Raw genomic sequence first — 20,977 nt, forward strand, 5'->3', positions numbered from 1 at the left:
TTGACACTGGACCATATTCGCGGGATTTTGACCAGAGCTTTTCAAGCATTGTGAAAATAATTTAGACGAGAGCACTCTATGCGCGATCCATACCGCAATCCCTTCCCGCAAACGGATACTGCACGCTATTCAATCTGGGAGATGCTGGTCACGCGTGACATAGACGCATTCCTTGCGGCGGACTGGTCCATGGTCGCGGACGATTTCGTGGAGGAAGGCTTCCTTGGAATTTCCGGTAACCGGGATCCGAATCCGGATAACTGGCGTCTGGCATTCCCCAGCCTCTCGGCCTATCGCGACGAGTGGCTGCGGCAAGCGCAGGATTTCGCTCGTCATGAATATGGGGAAGATCCACGCCACGCGATCTTCTCCACGACGCGTCTTGAGGAGATCGAGATCGAAGGTGAGACCGCACTGGTTCGCAAGAAATTCGATGGTGGCATCAAGAAAGCAGATGGTACGCTCGACGTCATGAAATGGCAGACATTGTACTACTGCCGTCTGCATGAAGGGCGCTGGAAAATTTCCGGTTTTACCGGCTACTTGCCTAACCCGATGGGTTGAACCTTTTACCGATCGATTGATGAACGAGAGCAGAGACCACTGTGCGCATCTTTACCGCCGCTCTGGCAACGGAAACCAATACATTCGCCCCGATCTGCATCGATCGACGTGCCTTCGAGGAATCCTTGTATGCGCCTCCGGGGCAGCATCCGGTTACGCCCACGCTCTGCACGGCACCGATTACCGTTGGCCGCAAGGTTTGCGCGCAGAAAGGTTGGACGCTGATCGAGGGAACCGCCGCCTGGGCAGATCCGGCAGGTCTTATCAATCGGCGTGCCTTTGAAAGTCTGCGCGATGAAATCCTGGATCAATTGCGTGATGCAATGCCGGTAGACGCGGTGGTACTCGGCCTGCACGGCGCCATGGTCGCTGATGGCTATCTCGATCCGGAAGGAGACCTGCTTTCACGCATCCGGCAGATGGTCGGGCCGGACGTTCTCCTTTGTGCCGAACTTGATCCGCATAGTCACCTGACGGAAAAGCGCTGTGCGGCGGCCAATTTTTTCGTCGTCTTCAAGGAGTTTCCCCACACGGATTTCGTCGAGCGTGCCGAAGACCTCTGGCGGATAGCCGTCGATACGCTTGAGGGGCGCGTCAGTCCGGTCATGTCCGTGTTCGATTGCCGGATGATCGACGTATTCCCCACCTCACGCGAGCCGATGCGGTCCTTCGTCGACAGGTTGACGGAGATAGAGCAAAGCGATGTAGACGTGCTTTCACTCTCGGTCATTCACGGCTTCATGGCGGGCGATGTGCCGGAAATGGGGACGAAGATGATAGCAGTCACCAACGGCAAGCGGGAAAAGGGCGAGGCGCTGGCACACAAGCTGGGCCTTGAGCTGTTTTCCAGGCGCGGAACGTTCATGATGCCTTGGATCGATGAGAAGGAGGCGGTTGCAAAAGCGCGGGCTAGCGCGGTTGGTCCCGTGGTGATTGCCGATATGTGGGATAATCCGGGCGGCGGCACGGCAGGCGACGCGACCGTTGTTCTGGCCGAACTTCTTTCACAAGGTGTCACGAACGTGGCCGTGGGCATGATCTGGGATCCGATCGCGGTCCAGATCTGCATGGCGGCAGGTGAGGGGGCTGAGATCCCGCTTCGGTTCGGTGCGAAGTCTGCTCCGGGCACCGGCAATCCGATTGACGGATTGGTCACGGTGGTCAAACTTCAGCCGAATGCCGAAATGAGGTTTGGGGATAGCATAGCGCCCTTCGGAGATGCGGCGCATATCCGGCTGAACGGAATTGACATCATCCTGAGTTCGGTTCGTGTGCAGAGCTATGACCCGTCTCTTTTCACGGCGCTCGGCGTGGATCCGTTAACGAAGCATATACTGGTTATCAAATCGACGAACCATTTCTATGCGGCTTTCTCAAAGATTGCCTCCGAGATTCTTTACTGCTCTGCCGGGACGCCCTATCCGAACAATCCCGCGACGAATCCCTATCGCCGCGCGCGACGCGATATCTGGCCGATCATGGCCAATCCGCATTCAATAGAGGCTGCCTGACATGGATTTCGCAAAGCATTCGTCCGCTCAACCTCCAAGGCCGGGCGATCTGCTCTCAACGCTCTCTACCCCGCTGCCGGTCATTGATGAGGATGTACTGGCATCGAATATCGAGCGTGTTCAATCCTACATGGATTCACATGGTCTTGCCTTTCGACCCCATATCAAGACCCACAAGATTCCGAGTCTTGCGCGCCAGCAGGTGGAGGCAGGCGCCAGAGGCATCAACTGTCAGAAGATTACGGAGGCAGAAGTTTTCGCCGATGCAGGTTTTGAAGATATCCTGATTACCTTCAATATTCTGGGCGAACAAAAACTGGCGCGGCTTGCGGCGCTGAATGAACGCATCGCGGATTTGAAGGTCGTTGCGGACAGTATCGTTACCGTTACCGGTCTTGCCGCTTATTTCACGGCACGTAAGCCGCTGACCGTACTGGTCGAATGCGATACCGGCGGTGGGCGCTGCGGCGTCCAGACCCCGGATGAAGCCGCTGCTCTGGCGCGGGGGATCGTTGCGAGCCGCAGCCTGAAGTTCGGCGGACTGATGACCTATCCGAAGGCGAACACGGAAGCTGCGGTCGAGCACTTCTTCATCGCAACCATGGCTTACCTTGCGGTCGACGGGATAGATTGCGCGATCCGTTCGAATGGCGGTACGCCCAGCCTTTTCAACGCCCATCTGGTTCCCACAGCAACCGAACACCGCGCCGGGACCTACATCTATAATGACCGATCCATGGTTCGGGCGGGGCATTGCGCTTTGGAAGATTGTGCGATGCATATTCTCGCGACGGTCGTTTCTCGACCAACGCCGGAGAGGGCCATACTCGATGCAGGGTCGAAGGCGCTGACATCTGATCTGCTGGGCTTTGGCGATTACGGGCTTATTCTGGAATATCCGGATGCCAGGATCGTTGGCTTGTCAGAAGAGCATGCGACGGTCGATCTGTCTCGCGTCGACGGAATTCGCCCGGATATCGGCGAGCGCATAAGGATTGTGCCCAATCACACCTGTGTCGTCTCGAACCTGTTCGACACGATGACATTTCATCGAGAGGGTGTTGTTACACGCGTTGAGGCCGTCGCAGCGCGCGGGCTCGTCTGGTAAAGGAACAGGCCGTCGAAAGACGGCCACTGCTCGTCAGACTTGGGTGCTCATCACAGAAATGGCAGCAACGCCCAGCACAAATGCCATCCAGGCAAAGTTGATTACAGAAATCTTCCAGTTTGATTTCTCGACGCGAAAAGCGGCCATCTTGTCCTCATCTCACCGCGCTCCGACGTTGCTGGGGCGGTTTTCTGTTGTCTGATTTTAGGGAACGTCACGAATACCGGTCCAAAACAGAATATGTATCGGATCGGTTCCGCATCGATCGAATTGCAAGCTGAAATTACGTGAGCGGACGGTTTCGCTTTAGCGATTGAATCCTGAACGGCACATGAATATTTCGGAACAGGAACGTTTTCTTCGCGTTTGGAACATGTGTAAGCGTGAGGTAAATGCGCCATGTTCCTGTCTTCCTCTCTGTCGGTTCCTTCTTTCTTTTCAACTTCCTGCTGGAAGCTACATTCTCTGGCGGCGGAATTGCGCTATTCCCTGTCAGGTCAGTTCGAAGAGGTGGAAATTGCGCAGGATGGCCAACATATCGTTTTGACCGGCTACGTGGCTTCCGAAGACCTTCGCAGGGAGGTTTGCCATATGGCGCATGAACTCGCCGCAGGCGTTCCGGTTCTGTGCATGCTTGCGGTGCTGACTGAAACCAACATGATCCTGGCATAATGATAAGCGGCGCCCGCGAGGGAGGCGGGCGCCGGTGCCTGACGCAGCGTCAACGGTTGGGGGAAGACGCGAACGCGTGTATCAGGCAGCAGTAACTTCCGGCATTTCAAGCTTTTGCCAATCAACATGACGCTCGAACGCAATGCCGTTTGCGTCGAACAGATGGCAATCGGCGGCGCGAATACCAGCTGGCATGGGTTCATCCACCCTGATCGGGGCCGAGCCCGGCAGAAGCGAACAGAAGCCTTCACCGCTGGACAATGATGCGTAGGCCACCGTGTTGACGCCAAGCCTTTCAATCACAGATGGGGTGACCGTAATGCGCAGATCCCCGGAGATGAGGCTGATATGCTCGGGGCGGATGCCGAGGGTCAGCGTCTTGCCAACAATACCGTCACGCGGGGTTACGGGCACCGCAATACGTTGACCTTCGAACGATACGGTAATCCCGCCAGCGTCAACCGCTTCGCAGGTAACAGGCAGGAAGTTCATCTTCGGATTGCCGATGAAGCCCGCCACGAACAGATTTTGCGGCTTGTGATAAAGCTCCAGCGGTGCGCCGACCTGAGCGATATCCCCGGCATTGAGAACAACGATCCGGTCAGCCATTGTCATGGCTTCCACCTGATCATGCGTCACGTAGATCATGGTCGCCTTGAGGTCGCGATGCAGTTTCGAAAGCTCGATGCGCATGTCTGCACGCAGGGCCGCATCAAGGTTTGAAAGCGGCTCATCGAACAGGAAGATCTTTGGCTCGCGAACGATCGCTCGCCCGATTGCGACGCGCTGGCGCTGGCCGCCGGAAAGCATGCCCGGCTTTTGCTGCAGCCGCTTGTCGAGTTGAAGGATCTTCGCGACCGCTCCCACTTTCTCGCGAATCTTTTCCTCCGGCAGTTTTTCGACGCGCAGAGGAAATGCGATGTTTTCAAAAACGGTCATATGCGGATAGAGCGCGTAGGACTGGAAAACCATGGCAATTCCGCGCTGGACCGGCGGCTTGTCATTAACGCGCACGCCATCGATGACGATGTCGCCCGCGCTGGTGGAATCCAGACCAGCAATCATGCGAAGCAGCGTGGACTTTCCACAGCCGGACGGCCCGACGAAGACGACGAATTCGCCATCCTTCACCTCAAGGCCAATGCTTTTCAGTACTTCGAAGTCTCCGTAGAACTTCTGTACTTTGTCGAGATAGAGCTGTCCCAAAACATATTCTCCGTTCGCCGGAACGAGCGGCTTTAGCGGAAAGAGGAAGGGTGGCTGGGCGCGGCGAAAAAGTTGACCGCGCCCTGAACCCGGTTGTTACTTGTACTGCTCCATGTCGGCAGCCGCCTTTTTCAGAGCTGCGGCAGGCTCAGCCTTGCCGGTGACCACCGACTGCACCATCTCGATCACAACGTTCTGGAAGCCCTTGTAATCCTTGAAGAGTGGCTCCGGGCCGCCGTAATTGATGCCCTCGATGAGTGGCTTCCAGAAGGGGTCCTTCTGAACGAATTCATCCACTTTCGGGGAAGGACGAAGTGGCGTCAGACCGGCATCGCCCTGAAGTTCGTACTCACCCTGCGGGCCGGGGGAGGTGATGAATTTGGCAAATTCGGTCGCCTTTTCTTCGACGCCGGTGCCCTTGAAGATGGCAAGGCTATCGGTGATCAGGAGCGTGCCTGGACCCTTGGCGGATGGGCCGGATGGAAGAGTTGAAATGCCCCAGTTGATGCTGGTCTTCTTGAGACGCGATGCGGCGCCCGAACCGGCCTGTATCATGCCGACCTTGCCATCGAGGAAGATGGCGCGAATTTCGTTCTGCTCGTAAGCGGTTGCACCTTCAACGGAGTAGGGCGTGATGTCCTTATAGGCCTGCAGGGCGGCCAGAACTTCCGGGCTGTTGGCCACGACCTTGTCGCCATCGAGCATTTTGCCGTTGTTGGTATAAACCCAGTGCATGAACTGGTGCATCGTGTTGTCGAAGGTCTTGGCTGGCAGGCCGTAACCGGCAATGCCTGTCTTTTCCTTGATCTGCTTGGCGAAAGCGATCTCTTCAGCCCAGGTCTTCGGCGGCGTTTCAGGGTCAAGGCCAGCCTTTTTGAACAGGTCCTTGTTCCAGTAAAGCGCCTTGGTCGAGAAGGCGATCGGTACGCCCCACTGGTTGTTGTCGAAGGTAACGGTGTCAACGATGTTGGGGTAATAGCTCTTCTTTTCGGCGTCCGTCATCGGAACCGGAACGATGAGGTCGTTCTCGGCGAATTCCTTCAGAGTGCGCGAACCGACATAGGCCATGCCAACCGGCGTGCCGGCTGCTGCAAGCGTGGTGGCCTTGTCCTGGCACTGCGCCCAGCCGACGACTTCAGCCTTGATCTTCCAGCCTGCGTTCTTGCCTTCCCATTCCTTGATGTATTTTTCATGGATCGGGTCGATCTTGTCGCCGCAATAGATCCAGGAAATTTCCTTGTCGGCGGCCTGTGCGGCAAGCGTGCCAAGCGCTGTAGACGCGGCCAGCGCCATTGCGTAAAGCCCAGTCTTTACTGTTATGCTCACGGTTAGTCTCCCATTCTCTGGTGGTTGTTTTATTGTTTCACCGCGCCTGCGGTCAGGCCGCTGACGAGATAGCGTTGCAGGAAGAAGATCACGATCATGGCAGGCGCGATGCCGACGAAGCTCGCGGCCATCAACTCGTTCCAGATGACTTCCTGACGGCCGAAATAGGCGTAAAGCCCGACCGGAAGAGGCATGTATTCGCTCTTGGCGTTGAACGTCAGGGCGAAGATGAACTGCTGCGCATAGGAGCCGATGAAGGTGGTGATCGCGACGACCGTGATGCCGGGCATGGCAATCGGCAGGATTACACGGCGCAGCGTGTAGAAATGGCTCGCACCATCAACATAGGCGGCTTCATCCAACTCTTTGGGAATGCGCATCATATAGGTTCGCAGAAGCCAGATCGCCGAGGGGATCAGAAAGGCAACGCCCGGAACGATCATGGCGAAATAGGTGTTCAGAACCCCGAGCGTGCGCATCAGGCGAAACAGTGGAATGAGAAGCACCGCGCCGGAGAACATATTGACGGCGAGGAAGGCGCCCAGAAGCGTGCCGCGCCCCTTGAACTCGAACCGTGCGAAGGCATAGGCCGCGGGCACGACCATGCAAAGCACGACCGCGGTAACGATTGTGGAGATGAAGAACGAGTTGAAGATGTAGCGGCCAAAGCCGGGCACGCTCTCCCACATGGTGACATAGGCGCGGAAGGAGCCGTTCTCCGGAATGAAGCGGTAAGGCGAGGAGAACAACTGGCTCAAGGGCTTCAACGAGACAAGGAACCCCTCGACGAAGGGAGCGAGCACGAAGGTGAGAAACACACCGATGCCGCAATAGATGCCAATGATCTCATACCAGCGATAGCGGTTGATAAGCTGAGGAGGCTCTCTCATTGCTTCTCTCCTGATGCGAGACGGCTGGTGACGCGGAAGTAGCAAAGGCAGAAGATCGACAGGAAGATGCAGATCAGAACCGCGCGTGCAGCGCCTTCGCCATATTTCTTGGAGCCGATTGCGGTCCGGTAGGTGTCGATGATCATGGTCGTCGTTTCGCCGTTCGGCCCACCCTGGGTCAGGATCCAGATGATATCGAACGAGTTGAACGTGGCGATCAGGGAAAGCATCGACATGGTAATCATCGATGGCACCAGGAGCGGCAGGGTGATGCGGCGGAAGCGGTAGAAACGTCCCGCGCCATCGGTCCATGCTGCTTCGTAAAGATCCTGCGGGATCGCCTGCATGGCGGCCAGCATATAGAGGGTGACCATCGGCACACCGATCCACACGTCGGTAATGATCGTTGCCCAGAAGGCTGTCGAACCCTGCGCCAGGAAGGCGATGGGGCCATCCGTCAAGCCGGCACGCTGCAGCATGCCGGAAATCATGCCGAACTGGCCGTTATACATCCAGCCCCACATGAAAATGCCGATTGCCATCGGCACGATCCAAGGCGGCATGGTCAAAACGCGAAACAGCGCGCGGCCGGGCACGGCAGCGTTCAGCATTGTTGCGCCGAAGGTGCCGATGATCATCTTGATCGCGACAGAGAAGAAGGTCCAGACGAAGGTGCGGATGATGACTTCAGCGAAACTCGCGTTGAAAATCTTCTCATAATTCGCCCAGCCAACCCATTCGGTCGTCCGCTTTAGCGATGCATCCGTGAAGGACAGGATGAACGTGTCTACGAGCGGATAGGCGACGATGGTCAGGACGTAGAGCAGTGCCGGAGCGAGCAGCAGCCAGGCAAAGATGACGGCGCTTTTGCGGGCATCCATGGCGACCCCCATCACGCAGACTTTGCCTGGGCTGATCCTGAGCCATGCAGGCAAGCGTCATACTGACGCCATACGGGTGCAAGGTCCACGACCTTGCGTCCGTTGCGCGCTTCATCCATGGCCAGCGCAAGAATGCCCGCCTCGATCGCATCCAGAGCTGAAACGGGAAGCGGCGTGCCTTTGGTGATATGCGCGAACACATCGGCCGCCATCTGCTCATCCGCGCCGTAGTGATGGGAGGTCAGCGAGGGCGCCTGGTAGCGGTTCGCAACACGCTTCTCGCTCGAATGCGCGTCATGCACATCCATGAAGCCGCGAACGAAATCACCTTCGGCCATGCCCTTCGAGCCGATCACGCAGAAACGGCGGAATTCATCCGGCACGTTGAGATTCGTATGGAACGTCATCGAAGCGCCGTTCTCGTATTCGACGATCGCGGTCTGGTAATCGATGATATCGCCGTCGCTGTCGAAGACCTTGTCGGAACCCAGCCAGCCGCTCGGCTTGCGGTGATAGACATGCAAATCGTTGACGCCGGTGTTTTCTGGAGCATTCTCCGGCGTAAAGCTCTTGCGGCCGCCGAAGCTTGCCACGAAACGAGGCCGCGCGCCAACGACGCCGTTGTACAGATCGAGGTCATGGCAGCACTTTTCGAGCATGAAGCTGCCGGCGTAACGGCTGTAGCGTCGCCAGTCGCGCATGAAGAAGGCACCGTGATAGGGCGCAATGTGCTCGGACGCCTCGATGGACACAACATCGCCCAGCAGACCGTCCGCCTGCGCCTGCCTCAGATCCTTATAGAGCGGCGAGTATCGCAGAACGAGACCAACCAGCAGGCGGTCGTGGCCGTGCTTTTGCAGAAGCGCGGCCAAAGCATAGCTCTCTTCGATCGAAACGACGATCGGCTTTTCGGTAAAGACCGTAAGGCCTGCTTCGAGTCCGATGCGGATATGTTCGAGGTGCAAATGGTTTGGAGAACCGATCATCAGGAGATCGAAAGTTTCGCTCTCAATCAATTGCTGCGGCGTTTCATAGGACCGACCAGGCGAAATACCAGCTTCGTTAAGACGTTCCATGCCGGCAGGCGCCGGATCCACATAGCCGACGATTTCGAAATCCGGGTCCATCTGCTTGAAAACCTGGCCAAGATATCCGAGGCGGAAGCCCAGCCCGATGATTGCGACCTTCATGATGGTCAATTCCCCACTGCGTAATTATTTTTCACAGATTGTTTTACGGAAGCGATTTCGTCAACCGAAAATCCGAGAAATATCGTTTTCATGAAATTCATTTTCAGAACTCACCTGTTGCGATATTTCTTGAGGATCGTCCGCCCGGTTCTCCGACAACTGTTCCGCTCATCCAACTTTTTGTTAACATTTAATACCAAAAACAGTCCAATCGTCTAGATGAATCTTTGCTGTTTAAGAATTTTTGCATTTGCTGTAGAAAAAATCATTTAAAAAGAGGGTGATAGGATCGCGACTCCAGTTTCTCTCTTTGCTGCAGATAGAACCAATTGCCTATTTGGAATTTTATTGGTATTGTCCACCCGATTTTCGTGGCGCATCTAACGCGGTCGCAGGCTCTCGCTCTTGCGCGCCGCACCAGGAGGGGTTTTTGAACGAGGTGGCTTTGCCTCTTGAGCAATTGCAGGCAGCAAGCGGCGGGCCGCTCTACGTCAAGCTCAAGAATATGATCGAACAGGCCATGAAGGATGGTCGTTTGAAGCATGGCGATGCCTTGCCGGCCGAGCGTGATATCGCGGATGCAGCGGCGATTTCACGTGTCACTGTGCGCAAGGCCATCGACGATCTCGTTGATCAGGGGCTTCTCGTGCGCAGACGTGGCTCTGGCACCTTCGTCAGCAAGCCGGTTCCTCGCATGCAGCAATCGCTGACGCGACTGACGTCATTCTCGGAAGACATGCGCAGGCGAGGCATGACAGCGGGTTCGCGCTGGCTGGATCGAGGTCTGTTTCATCCGACTCCGGAGGAGACCATGACGCTCGGACTAAGTGGTAACGCCCGTGTTGCGCGCCTGGTGCGCCTGCGTACGGCCAACGACATGCCGATTGCTCTGGAGCGCACAAGTCTTCCGGACGACATTCTCCCGGATCCAGATGCTGTCGAAAACTCGCTATACCAGGCACTGTCCGGGCGCCGCATCCAGCCGGTTCGGGCAAACCAGCGTATTTCGGCGGTACTTCTGAAGGAAGAGGAAACGGAATTGCTGGGCGTACCTACCGGTTCGGCTGCCCTCAGCGTTCAGCGTATCGCTTATCTTGACTCAGGTCGGGTGATGGAAGTCTCGACCGCCCTTTATCGCAGCGACGCTTACGATCTCGTCGCAGAACTTACGATCGGCGCCTGAAGGCGCGCAGGAATTGAAAGGCCAATCATGACATCGATTATGCGACAGGAGATCGATCAGATCCCGGCGGTAGCCGCACGGCTGCTGAGTGAACAGGCTGCCGTTCTGGCAGATGCTGGTAAAGCACTGAGGGTGCGCGATCCTGCGGTGGTTGTCACCATTGCCCGCGGTTCGTCCGACCATGCAGCCCACTTTCTGAAATATGCGATCGAGTTGGAACTCGGTATCCCGGTTGCCTCCGTTGGCCCATCACTGGCCTCCATTTACCAGTCACCTTTGAAGCTGTCGCGTGGCGCCGCAATTGCCGTGTCACAGTCGGGCGCAAGTCCGGATATCGTGGCCTTGACGAAGACGGCGGTTGAAGGGGGCGCATTGACGATTGCCTTGGCCAATACGGTGCCATCCCCACTCAGCCAGGCGGCGACGGTCGCTGTCGATATCGCGGCGGGGCCGGAGCTTGCCGTGGCCGCGACGAAGTCCTTCGTCAACTCCATCGTGGCCGGTCTTGCAATCATCGCCCACTGGAAGAACGATGCCGCACTTATCGACGCGGTGACGGCTCTTCCAGCGCATTTCGAGGCTGCGTTGAAACTGGATTGGAGCGCGATTCTCGATCCTCTCGCATCGGCTGAGTCCCTCTATATGCTGGGTCGCGGCCCCTCGCTTGCCATCGCCTCTGAAGCGGCGTTGAAATGCAAGGAAACGTGCGAATTGCATGCAGAAGCCTATTCGTCTGCGGAAGTTCTGCACGGACCGGTGTCGCTGGTCGCGCCTGCATTTCCCGTGATCGCTTTTGCCGCGCGCGACGCTGCCGAAGCATCGATTGCGGAAACGGCGTCCAAGCTGGTTGCCAAGAATGCGAAGACCTTCGTTACCACACGTCTTGCAAGCGGTGCGGCGCAATTGCCTTTCGTAACCACGGGTAATCACCTGACGGATGCCTTGTGCCTTATTATCCCGTATTACGGCATGGTTGAGCAGCTATCCCGCCAGCGCGGCTTCAACCCGGATAAGCCCGCGGCCCTTCAGAAGGTGACGGAAACCCGATGAAACAGTCGCTTGCCGTCGCCTGCCAGCGTATTTTCGATGGTGAAGCTCTCTTTCACGATCATGCCTTGCTGATCGAGGGCGGAACCGTGACTGACATCGTGCCGCAATCGGATGTGCCGGATGGCTTCGTTTTGCGTCAGGCGGGAGATCGCCTGCTGGCACCGGGATTTGTCGATCTTCAGGTCAATGGCGGCGGCGGCGTGCTTTTCAACAATCAACCGGACGTGGCCGGTATCGAGACCATCTGCAAGGCTCACGCCGCCTATGGCACAACCTCCGTCATGGTCACCCTGATTACCGATACGCCTGAAGTTCGCGATCAGGCTTTGACGGCTGGAAAGGCTGCGTTCGAACAGCAGGTGCCGGGTTATCTCGGCCTTCATCTTGAAGGGCCACATCTCTCACACGCCAGAAAGGGCACCCATGATCCGGCGCTGATCCGCCCCATGCAGCCGGATGATCTGTCCGTACTGGTCGAAGCCCGTGGCGCTTTCGGGCAGGCGATCACAACCATTGCGCCCGAGAGCGTCACCAGCGACCAGGTCCGCTCATTGGTGCAGGCCGGCTACATCGTCAGCCTGGGCCACACAGATGCACAGGCGCATGCGATTGCCCCTTATGTCGAGGCCGGGGCGTCGATGGTTACCCACCTGTTCAACGCCATGAGCCAGATGGGAAATCGTGAGCCAGGACTTGTCGGTATCGCTCTGGACGATGGGCGTTTGTCCTGTGGCCTGATTGCCGACGGATTTCATGTCGACCCGGTCTCGATGCGGGTCGCTATTCGCGGCAAGGGCGGGCCGTCTCACATCTTTCTCGTCACCGATTCCATGTCGACCATCGGCACCGATGATGATGGATTTGAACTCAATGGGCGCCGGATCTATCGCAATGGTGGACGCCTGACACTGGCGGATGGCACGCTGGCAGGAGCGGATATCGATATGCTTTCCTGTGTCCGTTATACGCATCTCACGCTTGGCCTGCCGCTTGTTGAGGCATTGCGCATGGCGGCCCGTTATCCGGCAGAAGCCTTGGGGCTCATCAACAAGGGACAGCTGCGGCCGGGTTTTGACGCGGATTTTGTCATTCTGGATCGTGACCTGGGTTGGCACTCGACGTGGATCGACGGGTCTCTCGTCTCTGGCGGCGCGAATGCAATCGAAGTGGTGGCTCCATGATTGTCTGTTTCGATATCGGAGGGACGGCAATCAAGGGCGCGCTTGCCTTCTCTGCGGAGGATATTCGGCCCGTGCCAAGGCAGGCGACGCCCATCCATGATTTTGATGCCTTCGTAGCCGTTCTCAAGTCCGTCATCGCCCTCAGCGACGAACAGCCTGAGTGCGTTGCGCTCTCCATTGCGGGCATCATTGACCCGGAAACTGGGCGAGCAGTGGTTGCCAACGTGCCTTGTATTCACGGACGCCGCCTGGGACAGGATCTGGAAGCCGCACTCGGCTTGCCGGTTCTTGTTGCCAATGATGCGGATTGTTTCGTGCTGGCGGAAGCGGGCATTGGAGCCGGCAAGGGTCACCGCGTGGTTTTTGGCGTCATTCTCGGCACCGGCGTGGGTGGTGGGCTGGTTGTTGATGGACAGCTGATCAACCGCGAAGGTGGCTTTGCTGGCGAATGGGGCCACGGACCTGTGGCGGCAACGGACGCAGGCAACCCTCCCGTTCATCTGCCCCGATTTGCCTGCGGTTGTGGGCTCAGCGGCTGTATCGATGCGATTTGCAGTGCGCGCGGCATGGAAAAACTGCACAGGCATCTGCATGATGAAGACCTGTCCAGCGAGAGCATTGTCGCGAACTGGCAAGCGCAGCAGGTGCGCGCCTCCCGCACAATCGATGTTTACCTCGATGTGCTGGCAGGGCCGCTGGCGCTTGTCGCCAATGTCACCGGCACGACAATCATCCCGGTAGGCGGCGGTCTGTCGAATTCGATCGCCTTGATCGAAGCTATTGATCGCGCCGTCCGCGCCCGCATCTTGCGAAAGTTTCAGCGTCCGCTTGTCGTTCCCGCACAATGTAAGATCGAACCGGGCCTGATTGGTGCAGCAATTCTTGGCTTGAATTCTGTCAGGGCGCTGGCAACATAGGCGTTACGGCCAATCGTGATATTCCAGACTGGCTGCGGCTGATTGCATGCGGTCGGCGGCCCTCGCTGCATCTCTGAAGGCTGATGGCGACTGGCCGCAACTGTTTTTAAAGAACCTGCTGAAATGCGCAGGATCCTTGAAGTTCAGCGTCGCGGAAATGCTTTGCACCGAGGCGTTTGATCGTTCCAGCCTGATGCGTGCCTCCTGAAACAGTCGTTCATGGATCAAGGCCAGCGGGGAGCGGCGGAGCTCACGTGTGCAGATCGCGTGCAGCCTGTCCGGCGATACACCCAATTGGCCAGCATAGAAACTGACTGGCCTCTGGTGACGGAACTCCTGTTCGACAAGATTTCGAAATCGCTGAAGCAATGCCACAACGCCGGTCTGCTGGATCCCGTTCAGGTCGCCGCCGACTTCGCGCCAGATGGTAACGACGATCAGTTGTAGAAGCGCAGAGATCATGAGCCACGATCCTCCCATCTCCCTGCCCAGTTCCTGCGAGAGTTCCTGGCAGCGACGCGACAGGTTTTCAGCGGCCTGTGTCGAGAGGGAAAGTTGCATCGACTTTTCGAGGCAGGCTCGACAGGCGAGCCCTTCCGGATCAGTCGGAAAAATGTCAACGGCCAGCGACGACGGAATTTTCAGAACGAAGGCGCGGCTTCCGGCGACCAGAGCCAGGCGCGCTCCACGGCCTGCAGAATATATCCAAAGAGCAGGCGCAACAATTTCCTCGTCTTCATCCAGCTCCTGTCTTCTGACGGAGCCGGTTTGAAGCAGCACTAAAGCCACCTGATCTGACCGGTCCTGGCGGTTCACAATCACGACGCGGTTGGAAAGTGCCGGCATCAGAACATCGACCGTGACCTGACCCATATCCATTTTTTCTCCCGGGAGATGCGTATTCGCCAGAAATATACAAGAACTGACCGGAAATTGGTATTCAGTCACCGAATATTCCCCGTAATGTGATGTGAGCCTTTGGGAGGAGGCGGCAATGGCCGAGTATCAGAGCACTGTCGGGGAGCCGCAAAACGCTGCTGAGGCGGTTCGTTTCGTCGCGCCGCTGCTGATTGGTGGCAAGTCGCCGCAGATATCTCCTGATGCCTGTTTCCTTCGCTCGGGTCCGTTATCTGCCGCCCCCGTCACTGCCGCGGCGTCTGCCACGCCTGACGATGTCGAAGCGGCGGCAGTTGCTGCGGCAAGAGCCTTCGGGGATTGGTCCCGGACCGCGTCATCACAACGACGCGACATTCTGCTGGCCGCAGCCGAGCGACTTGTGAGATCGACGGATCCGCTGGCGCAGGTCATGATGGCGGAGACAGGTGCCACCCGCCAGTGGTGCGCATTCAATGTCGAGCTTGCTACCAGAGTTCTTCATGAGGCTGCGGAACTGGCCGGAGAGGTTGATCCTGATCTTCAGCTTCTCTCCCGAGGCGCTGAGACGTCCTTCAGTATCCGGCAGCCGGCTGGCGTTTGCCTCGCGATGGCAGCGTGGAATGCCCCGATCCTGCTGGCAGTGCGTTCTTTTGCCTATGCGCTGGCATGGGGTAACACTGTTATCTTCAAAAGTTCAGAACTTTGCCCGGCGACGCAGCGCATGCTGGGCAGCATCATGCAGGACGCGGGTCTGCCGGATGGCGTTCTCAACATTCTGTCGAATTCACCTGACGAGGCAGCCCGCGTCGTGGAAAGCCTGATTGCGCATCCTGTCGTCCGCCGTATCAATTTCACGGGCTCCACACGCGTGGGGCGGACGATCGCGCAGATCGCGGCCAGATACTTGAAGCGCTGCCTGTTGGAACTGGGTGGCAAGGCTCCCTTGATCGTCCTTGCGGATGCGGACCTGGAAGAAGCTGCGAAGGCAGCAAGCTTTGGCGCCTTCTTTAACCAAGGACAGATCTGCATGTCGACCGAGCGGATCATTGTCGAGGATACGGTCGCGGATGAGCTTGTTGAACGTCTGACGGAGCGTGCAGAACGCTTGCGGGCTGGTGATCCCGTGATGGATCACATGGCATTGGGCTCTCTGATTTCAGCCGAAGCGGGGGTTCGATTGAACGCCCTTGTTGAAGATGCCCGCGCACGGGGAGCAAAGATCCGATGCGGCGGCTTGGCTTACGGCTCCCTGATGGACGCGACGGTAATTGACCACGTCGACAGTTCGATGCGGCTTTACCGAGAAGAAAGCTTCGGTCCGCTTGTCTCGATCATCCGCGTTGCAGACGCTGACGAGGCCGTAAGTGTCGCCAATGATTGCGAATACGGATTGTCGGGTTCCGTGTTCAGTCGCGACATCAAGCGCGCCATGCGGGTCGCAATGCAAGTGGAAACCGGAATTCTGCACATCAACTCGGCTACTGTTGCCGATGATCCTGCAATGCCTTTCGGCGGCATGCGCGGCTCGGGCTATGGCCGCATCGGCGGGAAAAGTGCCGTTGATGAATTCACGGAACTCCGCTGGATCACCGTCAATCAGACGCCGGCACACTATCCCCTTTGAGAAACAGTCATCGGGCGAAAGCCCAAACGCAGGAGGAAAGATCATGCACGCAATTCAACAGATTATCGGCGGCAAGAAGGTAGGAGCGATATCCGGGAAGAGTTTCGACCGTATTGACCCCTTCACCGGACAAGTAGCGAGCAGCGCTCCGGCATCCGGTCTGGATGATGTAAAGGCCGCCATCGCTGCCGCGCAGGCTGCTTTCCCGGCGTGGTCGCGCACGGGCCCGGGCGAGCGCCGCGCGCTTCTTCTGAAGGCTGCCGATATCATGGAAAGCAATGCGCCCCGTTTTATTGAACTGATGATTACGGAAACTGGCGGCACTGCGGGCTGGGGCGGCTTCAACACCATGCTTGCGGCTGGCATCCTGCGGGAAGCTGCCAGCATGACCACACAGATCCAGGGCGAGGTCATTCCCTCCAACAAGCCCGGCACCATATCTATGGCCCTGCGTCAGGCGGCAGGCGTTTGCGTGGGCATCGCGCCCTGGAATGCGCCGGTCATTCTGGGAACCCGTGCCGTCGCCATGGCCATCGCCTGCGGCAACACTGTTATTCTGAAGGCCTCAGAAGCCTGCCCCGGCATGCATGTCTTGATCGGCGAGGTCTTGGTCGAAGCAGGTCTTCCTGATGGTGTTATCAACGTCATTACCAACGCACCGGAAGATGCGGCTCAGGTCGTCGAGGCGTTGATTTCGGCACCGGAGGTCCGTCGCGTCAACTTCACGGGCTCGACCAAGGTTGGGCGGATTATTGGCGAGCTTTGCGGCCGTCATCTAAAGCCAGCACTGCTGGAGCTTGGCGGCAAAGCGCCGATGATCGTTCTGGAAGACGCGGATATCGATGCAGCCGTCAACGCCGCCGTATTTGGCTGCTATATGAATATGGGCCAGATCTGCATGTCGACCGAGCGGCTGATCGTACATGAAAAGGTGGCGGATGAATTCGTCGCCAAGCTTTCCGCCCGCGCATCGCAGCTTCCAGCGGGTGATCCGCGCGGTCATGTTGTGCTGGGGTCGCTGGTCAACCCGGATGCTGCCAAAAAGATGCAAGCCTTCATCGATGACGCTGTCGAAAAGGGTGCAACACTCGCGGCAGGCGGCAAGATCGAGGGCAGCGTGGTTTCCGCAACACTGCTGGACCATGTGAAAGACGGCATGCGCTCCTTCGATGAAGAGAGCTTCGGCCCGGTGAAGCCCGTGATTCGCGTGAGCAGCGAAGAGGAAGCCATCCGTATCGCCAACGAAACGGAATACGGGCTCTCCTCGGCCATCTTCAGCCGCGACATCAAGCGGGCGATGGAACTGGCCTCTCGCCTGGAAGCGGGTATCTGCCATATCAACGGTCCAACGGTGGCAGACGAAGCCCAGATGCCATTCGGCGGCGTGAAAAGCTCCGGCTATGGACGTTTCGGTGGCAAGGCTGCCATTGCCGAGTTCACAGACTTGCGCTGGGTGACCATTGAGGATCCGAACCAGCACTACCCATTCTAATCAAAAATCACACTAAATTACCGATCGGTGGAAAATCGCACCGATCGGTCTTTGGCGTACCGCTGAGGCGTTTCTCAGACTAGTCAGCGGTGCTGGTGACGTGTACGCCTATCTCTCGACCGGAATTTACGGTCGGTTAAAGTCTGCGTGGGGATTGATAGCAGACGCACTTATCCAGGCATGATTATGCCGGATACCTGGGAGCGGGATATAGAGATGAAAATCGGTTCTCCGAAAGAAATTTTTCCGGGCGAAGCCAGGGTCGCAATGACACCTGACAGCGCCCTTCAGCTTCAAAAGCTGGGATATGAATGCCTCATCGAGACGGGCGCGGGTAAAGCCGCCGGCTTTTCCGACGAAGCCTATACGAAGGCAGGGGTGACAGTATTGGAGAGCGCCGCCGCTCTCTATGGCTCGGCGGATTTCATTGCCAAGGTGCGTCCGCCGGAGCAATCCGAAGTGGAGCTTCTGGGGCCTGGCAAAACGCTGATCTCGTTCTTCTATCCCGCCCAGAACAAGGAGCTTCTCGAGGCTGCCAATGCCAAGGGCGCGAACGTCATCGCCATGGACATGGTGCCGCGCATTTCCCGCGCACAGAAGATGGATGCCCTGTCCTCCATGGCAAACATTGCCGGTTACCGCGCGGTGATCGAGGCTGGTAACAATTTCGGCCGCTTCTTCACTGGTCAGGTTACGGCGGCAGGCAAGATCCCGCCCGCCAAGGTGCTGGTGATCGGTGCGGGCGTTGCAGGTCTTGCTGCTGTTGGCACCTCGGTTTCGCTTGGCGCGATCACCTATGCCTTTGACGTTCGTCCGGAAGTGGCCGAGCAGATCGAATCCATGGGCGCAAATTTCGTCTTCCTCGATTTCGCCGGTCCTGCCCAGGATGGCGCCGCAACGGGCGGCTATGCCGCACCGTCCTCGCCAGAATTTCGCGAGGCGCAGCTCAAGAAGTTCCGCGAACTCGCGCCCGACATCGATATCGTCATTACGACCGCCCTCATTCCTGGCCGCGATGCACCAAAGCTTTGGCTGGAGGACATGGTCGCGGCCATGAAGCCGGGCTCGGTGATCGTGGACCTAGCCGCAGAGCGCGGCGGCAACTGCGATCTGACTGTGGCTGACCAGAAGATCGTGTCTTCAAATGGCGTGACCGTCATCGGCTACACGGATTTCCCCAGCCGCATGGCAACGCAGGCTTCTACGCTGTATGCGACGAACATCCGCCACATGATGACGGATCTGACGCCCGCGAAGGATGGTGTGCCCGTCCACAACATGGACGATGACGTGATCCGCGGTGCAACGGTGACGAAGGAGGGTGCCATCACCTATCCGCCACCGCCGCCGAAGATCCAGGCGATTGCCGCGGCCAAGCCGAAGGAAAAGGTGAAAGAACTGACGCCTGAGGAAAAGCGTGCGGCGGAAGCTGCAGCTTTCAAGGCCCAGACCCGTAACCAGTTCACCCTGCTTGCCGTCAGCGGTGCGCTCATTTTGCTGGCCGGGCTCTATGCGCCTGCCAGCTTCATGAGCCACTTCATCGTTTTTGTGCTGTCCTGCTATGTCGGCTTCCAGGTCATCTGGAATGTGTCGCATTCCCTGCATACCCCGCTCATGGCGGTCACGAACGCGATTTCATCGATCATCATCCTGGGCGCACTGATGCAGATCGGTTCGGGCAGCATTCTGGTGATTATCCTGGCCGCACTCTCCGTCTTCATGGCGGGGATCAACATCTTCGGTGGCTTCATGGTCACCCGGCGCATGCTCGCCATGTTCCAGAAGTCTTGAGGGCAGGGGGAGCCACATGGAATACGGATTTACAACAGCCGCCTATGTCGTTGCGGCGGTTCTCTTCATTCAGTCCCTGGGCGGGTTATCCGGCCAGGAAAGCGCCAAGCGCGCGGTCTGGTATGGCATTGTCGGCATGGGGCTTGCCGTTCTGGCCACGCTTTATGGCCCAGGCGCTGGCAACTGGTTCCTTTCGCTGGTCATGATTGCCGCGGGCGGCGCCATTGGCTGGGGCGTGGCGCAACGCGTACAGATGACGGAAATGCCGCAGCTTGTCGCGGCCATGCACTCGCTGGTCGGTCTTGCGGCTGTGTTCATCGGCTTCAATGCGCATATCGAACTTGGCCGTGTTCTGGCCATGGACGAGACGGCGCGCCATTCGCTGGAAGGCTTTGCCGCAATTCTTGCCCATAAAACGCATGTCGAGCAGGTCATCCTGAAGGTCGAAGTCTTCCTCGGCGTGTTTATCGGTGCGGTCACTTTCACTGGTTCGGTCATCGCCTTCGGCAAGCTGGCGGGCAAAGTGGATGGCAAGGCGACCAAGCTTCCCGGCGGTCACCTGCTCAATGCAAGCGCTGCAATCCTGTCTGTCATCCTGCTGTTTCTCTATGTCGGCGGGGCGGGCATCTGGACACTGCTTCTGATGACGCTTCTGGCCTTTTTCATCGGCTATCATCTCATCATGGGAATTGGCGGCGCCGATATGCCGGTTGTCGTATCCATGCTCAACAGCTATTCCGGCTGGGCGGCAGCGGCCATCGGCTTCTCGCTTTCCAACGACCTTCTGATCGTTGTCGGCGCGCTCGTCGGTTCATCTGGTGCCATCCTCTCCTACATCATGTGCAAGGCCATGAACCGTTCGTTCGTATCGGTCATCCTTGGTGGTTTCGGCGGAACGACTGGCCCTGCCATGGAAATCAGCGGCGAGCAGATTGCCATTGATGCGGAAGGCGTGGCCAACGCGCTGAACGATGCCGATAGCGTCATCATTGTTCCGGGTTATGGCATGGCGGTTGCCCAAGCACAGGGTGCGGTTTCCGAATTGACCCGCAAGCTGCGTGCGGCAGGCAAGGAAGTACGCTTCGCAATCCATCCTGTTGCAGGCCGTCTGCCGGGGCATATGAACGTGCTGCTGGCTGAAGCAAAGGTGCCTTATGATATCGTGCTGGAAATGGACGAGATCAACGACGATTTCCCGAACACAGATGTCGTCATCGTCATTGGTTCGAACGACATCGTCAATCCTGCGGCCCAGGAAGATCCGAATTCGCCCATCGCCGGCATGCCGGTTCTGGAAGTTTGGAAAGCCAAGCAGGTCTTCGTATCCAAGCGCGGTCAGGGCACCGGCTATTCCGGCATCGAGAACCCGCTGTTCTTCAAGGAGAACACCCGCATGTTCTACGGTGATGCGAAGAAGTCCGTGAATGAACTGCTGCCGATGATCAAATAAGATCCATCCACCAGGCGCAAATTGGGAGGCGGAGCTGGCAACGGCTCCGCCTCTTTCGCTTGACT

At 57.8% G+C, this 20,977-nt stretch carries 18 protein-coding genes; 12 read left to right on the forward strand and 6 right to left on the reverse strand.

Annotated elements, in window-relative coordinates; genetic code table 11:
• The first annotated feature begins 78 nt into the window (after positions 1-78).
• The 4 genes from G6N80_RS02220 to G6N80_RS02235 all read left to right on the forward strand — a co-directional run bounded on the left by G6N80_RS02220 (position 79) and on the right by G6N80_RS02235 (position 3,855).
• Entirely contained in the window at positions 79-564 is a 486-nt protein-coding gene (locus G6N80_RS02220; RefSeq protein WP_165130973.1) for a hypothetical protein, read from the forward strand.
• A 41-nt stretch (positions 565-605) separates the two neighbouring features.
• A complete protein-coding gene (locus tag G6N80_RS02225) occupies positions 606-2,075 on the forward strand; it encodes a M81 family metallopeptidase (RefSeq protein WP_165130975.1) in 1,470 nt (489 codons plus the stop codon).
• A gap of 1 nt (position 2,076) precedes the next feature.
• On the forward strand, positions 2,077-3,183 hold the full coding sequence (locus G6N80_RS02230; RefSeq protein ID WP_165130977.1) for a D-TA family PLP-dependent enzyme: 1,107 nt from the start codon (positions 2,077-2,079) through the stop codon (positions 3,181-3,183).
• A 399-nt stretch (positions 3,184-3,582) separates the two neighbouring features.
• The gene (locus G6N80_RS02235; protein ID WP_165130979.1) at positions 3,583-3,855 is read left to right on the forward strand and encodes a hypothetical protein; all 273 of its coding nucleotides are present in this window, start codon (positions 3,583-3,585) and stop codon (positions 3,853-3,855) included.
• An 81-nt stretch (positions 3,856-3,936) separates the two neighbouring features.
• Here G6N80_RS02235 and G6N80_RS02240 read toward each other — a convergent pair whose 3' ends face one another.
• From G6N80_RS02240 to G6N80_RS02260, 5 genes are all read right to left on the reverse strand, one after another.
• The gene (locus G6N80_RS02240; RefSeq protein WP_165130981.1) at positions 3,937-5,061 is read right to left on the reverse strand and encodes an ABC transporter ATP-binding protein; all 1,125 of its coding nucleotides are present in this window, start codon (positions 5,059-5,061) and stop codon (positions 3,937-3,939) included.
• Positions 5,062-5,157: 96 nt separating this feature from the next.
• Complete coding sequence (locus tag G6N80_RS02245; protein WP_183898040.1) at positions 5,158-6,354, reverse strand: ABC transporter substrate-binding protein; 1,197 nt, start codon at positions 6,352-6,354, stop codon at positions 5,158-5,160.
• 62 nt (positions 6,355-6,416) lie between these two features.
• Entirely contained in the window at positions 6,417-7,277 is an 861-nt protein-coding gene (locus tag G6N80_RS02250; protein WP_165130985.1) for a carbohydrate ABC transporter permease, read from the reverse strand.
• Entirely contained in the window at positions 7,274-8,158 is an 885-nt protein-coding gene (locus G6N80_RS02255) for a carbohydrate ABC transporter permease (RefSeq protein ID WP_062556917.1), read from the reverse strand. The genes G6N80_RS02250 and G6N80_RS02255 overlap by 4 nt, the downstream gene beginning before the upstream one ends.
• An 11-nt stretch (positions 8,159-8,169) precedes the next feature.
• On the reverse strand, positions 8,170-9,348 hold the full coding sequence (locus tag G6N80_RS02260; RefSeq protein ID WP_062556716.1) for a Gfo/Idh/MocA family protein: 1,179 nt from the start codon (positions 9,346-9,348) through the stop codon (positions 8,170-8,172).
• A gap of 430 nt (positions 9,349-9,778) precedes the next feature.
• Between G6N80_RS02260 and G6N80_RS02265 the strand changes: the two genes are divergently transcribed.
• From G6N80_RS02265 to G6N80_RS02280, 4 genes are read left to right on the forward strand one after another with little or no spacing between them, the layout of a single operon-like run.
• Positions 9,779-10,531 carry a GntR family transcriptional regulator gene (locus G6N80_RS02265; RefSeq protein WP_165130987.1) on the forward strand — a complete coding sequence of 251 codons (753 nt, stop codon included), beginning with the start codon at positions 9,779-9,781 and terminating at the stop codon, positions 10,529-10,531.
• A 27-nt stretch (positions 10,532-10,558) separates the two neighbouring features.
• Positions 10,559-11,581: an SIS domain-containing protein gene (locus G6N80_RS02270; protein ID WP_165130989.1), complete on the forward strand. Its 1,023-nt coding sequence runs from the start codon at positions 10,559-10,561 to the stop codon at positions 11,579-11,581.
• The gene (nagA, locus tag G6N80_RS02275; protein ID WP_165130991.1) at positions 11,578-12,762 is read left to right on the forward strand and encodes an N-acetylglucosamine-6-phosphate deacetylase; all 1,185 of its coding nucleotides are present in this window, start codon (positions 11,578-11,580) and stop codon (positions 12,760-12,762) included. Before G6N80_RS02270 ends, nagA begins: the two co-directional genes overlap by 4 nt.
• Positions 12,759-13,679 (forward strand): ROK family protein, encoded by a 921-nt coding sequence (locus G6N80_RS02280; protein ID WP_165130993.1) that lies wholly within the window; start codon positions 12,759-12,761, stop codon positions 13,677-13,679. Before nagA ends, G6N80_RS02280 begins: the two co-directional genes overlap by 4 nt.
• Before the next feature lie 3 nt (positions 13,680-13,682).
• Here the strand turns inward: G6N80_RS02280 and G6N80_RS02285 are convergent, their stop codons facing one another.
• On the reverse strand, positions 13,683-14,558 hold the full coding sequence (locus G6N80_RS02285; RefSeq protein WP_165130995.1) for a helix-turn-helix domain-containing protein: 876 nt from the start codon (positions 14,556-14,558) through the stop codon (positions 13,683-13,685).
• 115 nt (positions 14,559-14,673) lie between these two features.
• On the opposite strand from G6N80_RS02285, the gene G6N80_RS02290 reads away from it, so the two are divergent.
• The 4 genes from G6N80_RS02290 to G6N80_RS02305 all read left to right on the forward strand — a co-directional run bounded on the left by G6N80_RS02290 (position 14,674) and on the right by G6N80_RS02305 (position 20,912).
• Positions 14,674-16,179: an aldehyde dehydrogenase gene (locus G6N80_RS02290; protein WP_165130997.1), complete on the forward strand. Its 1,506-nt coding sequence runs from the start codon at positions 14,674-14,676 to the stop codon at positions 16,177-16,179.
• 43 nt (positions 16,180-16,222) lie between these two features.
• Positions 16,223-17,671, forward strand: a complete 1,449-nt coding sequence (locus tag G6N80_RS02295) for an aldehyde dehydrogenase (protein WP_165130999.1) — start codon at positions 16,223-16,225, stop codon at positions 17,669-17,671.
• Between the two features lie 216 nt (positions 17,672-17,887).
• Positions 17,888-19,462, forward strand: a complete 1,575-nt coding sequence (locus G6N80_RS02300) for a Re/Si-specific NAD(P)(+) transhydrogenase subunit alpha (RefSeq protein ID WP_062556708.1) — start codon at positions 17,888-17,890, stop codon at positions 19,460-19,462.
• A 16-nt stretch (positions 19,463-19,478) separates the two neighbouring features.
• Complete coding sequence (locus G6N80_RS02305; RefSeq protein ID WP_165131001.1) at positions 19,479-20,912, forward strand: NAD(P)(+) transhydrogenase (Re/Si-specific) subunit beta; 1,434 nt, start codon at positions 19,479-19,481, stop codon at positions 20,910-20,912.
• Positions 20,913-20,977: the final 65 nt, after the last annotated feature.

This window comes from Rhizobium rhizoryzae, assembly GCF_011046895.1.
Classification (GTDB): domain Bacteria; phylum Pseudomonadota; class Alphaproteobacteria; order Rhizobiales; family Rhizobiaceae; genus Neorhizobium; species Neorhizobium rhizoryzae.

Bases quoted from the DNA above. Each gene is read 5' to 3' on its own strand.
- G6N80_RS02250 (WP_165130985.1), bottom strand. From the start codon at position 7,277: ATGAGAGAGCCTCCTCAGCTTATCAACCGCTATCGCTGGTATGAGATC.
- G6N80_RS02270 (WP_165130989.1), top strand. From the start codon at position 10,559: ATGACATCGATTATGCGACAGGAGATCGATCAGATCCCGGCGGTAGCC.
- G6N80_RS02280 (WP_165130993.1), top strand. From the start codon at position 12,759: ATGATTGTCTGTTTCGATATCGGAGGGACGGCAATCAAGGGCGCGCTT.
- G6N80_RS02230 (WP_165130977.1), top strand. From the start codon at position 2,077: ATGGATTTCGCAAAGCATTCGTCCGCTCAACCTCCAAGGCCGGGCGAT.
- nagA (WP_165130991.1), top strand. From the start codon at position 11,578: ATGAAACAGTCGCTTGCCGTCGCCTGCCAGCGTATTTTCGATGGTGAA.
- G6N80_RS02290 (WP_165130997.1), top strand. From the start codon at position 14,674: ATGGCCGAGTATCAGAGCACTGTCGGGGAGCCGCAAAACGCTGCTGAG.
- G6N80_RS02295 (WP_165130999.1), top strand. From the start codon at position 16,223: ATGCACGCAATTCAACAGATTATCGGCGGCAAGAAGGTAGGAGCGATA.
- G6N80_RS02220 (WP_165130973.1), top strand. From the start codon at position 79: ATGCGCGATCCATACCGCAATCCCTTCCCGCAAACGGATACTGCACGC.
- G6N80_RS02300 (WP_062556708.1), top strand. From the start codon at position 17,888: ATGAAAATCGGTTCTCCGAAAGAAATTTTTCCGGGCGAAGCCAGGGTC.
- G6N80_RS02245 (WP_183898040.1), bottom strand. From the start codon at position 6,354: ATGGCGCTGGCCGCGTCTACAGCGCTTGGCACGCTTGCCGCACAGGCC.
- G6N80_RS02255 (WP_062556917.1), bottom strand. From the start codon at position 8,158: ATGGATGCCCGCAAAAGCGCCGTCATCTTTGCCTGGCTGCTGCTCGCT.
- G6N80_RS02260 (WP_062556716.1), bottom strand. From the start codon at position 9,348: ATGAAGGTCGCAATCATCGGGCTGGGCTTCCGCCTCGGATATCTTGGC.
- G6N80_RS02305 (WP_165131001.1), top strand. From the start codon at position 19,479: ATGGAATACGGATTTACAACAGCCGCCTATGTCGTTGCGGCGGTTCTC.
- G6N80_RS02285 (WP_165130995.1), bottom strand. From the start codon at position 14,558: ATGGATATGGGTCAGGTCACGGTCGATGTTCTGATGCCGGCACTTTCC.
- G6N80_RS02235 (WP_165130979.1), top strand. From the start codon at position 3,583: ATGTTCCTGTCTTCCTCTCTGTCGGTTCCTTCTTTCTTTTCAACTTCC.